The 1,182-nt window shown below is 72.4% G+C and carries 1 protein-coding gene; it reads left to right on the top strand.

Annotated features, from left to right (window positions below; all coding sequences use genetic code 11):
* Positions 1–97 precede the first annotated feature (97 nt).
* The coding region (locus tag AQJ66_RS40795) for an acyl carrier protein (protein WP_208611548.1) at positions 98–1,182 on the top strand (1,085 nt) is incomplete at its 3' end.

Below are 1,182 nucleotides of genomic sequence, written 5' to 3'. Positions count from 1 at the left end.
CCCGGATGCGGTGGTCGTGGGCAGTCTGCGGCGTGATCAGGGTGGTGCGGACCGGTTCCTGACCTCTCTGGCCGAGGCGTGGGTTCGCGGTGTTCCGGTGGAGTGGACACGGGTGCTGGCCGGGCAGGGCGGCCGGACGGTGGCGTTGCCGACGTACGCCTTCCAGCGTCGCCGCCACTGGCTTGACGGGAAGGCGTCCCGTCGCGCCGTTTCGCCGGTGGAGCGCGACGAGTTCGCCGAGAACACGCCCGGGCCGTCGATGGTCGGGCAGGGTGAGCTGCTGCAGTGGATTCGGGCGCACGCCGCCGTGGTGCTGGGACATGCCGCCCCCGGCGACGTGGACGCCACGCTGACGTTCAAGGCCCTGGGCTTCGATTCCGCGACCTCGGTCGAGCTGCGGAACAGACTGGTCGCGGACCTGGGCATCGCACTCCCGGCCTCCGTGCTCTTCGACCACCCGACGCCCCGGGCGCTGGCCCGCCACGCGCGGCAGCTGCTGCACGGCGGCGCCGAGTCCGCCATCGACGCGGCGGCGGAACCGGTGCCGGTCGAGGCCGAGGAGCCGGTGGCCGTGGTCTCCATGGGATGCCGCCTGCCCGGCGGTATCCACACTCCCGAAGATCTGTGGGAGCTGCTGTCCAGCGGCGGTGACACGGTCTCGGCGTTCCCCGCGGACCGCGGCTGGGACCTGGAGAGCCTGTACCACCCCGACCCGGACCACCACGGCACCACCTACGCGCGCTCCGGCTCTTTCCTGTACGACGCGGCCGAGTTCGACCCCTTCTTCTTCGGGATCTCTCCTCGTGAGGCCGAAGCCATGGACCCGCAGCAGCGGCTGCTGCTGGAGGCCTCCTGGGAGGCCCTCGAACGGGCCGGCATCGACCCGGCGTCCCTGCGCGACAGCGACGGCGGGGTCTTCGTCGGGGTGATGCAACAGGAATACGGCCCCGGGCTCCGGAACGCCCCCGAGACCGTCGACGGACATCTGCTGACCGGCACCTCCGGCAGCGTGGCCAGCGGCCGCATCGCCTACGTCCTCGGGCTGCGCGGCCAGGCGGTGACCGTGGACACGGCGTGCTCGTCCTCGCTGGTCGCGATCCACATGGCCGTCCGGGCGCTGCGCTCCGGCGAATGCTCCTTCGCGCTGGCCGGAGGGGCGACGGTCATGGCCGAGCCCGGCAT

This window comes from Streptomyces bungoensis (assembly GCF_001514215.1).
GTDB lineage: Bacteria > Actinomycetota > Actinomycetes > Streptomycetales > Streptomycetaceae > Streptomyces > Streptomyces bungoensis.
This window is presented reverse-complemented; position numbering and strand designations above follow the sequence as displayed.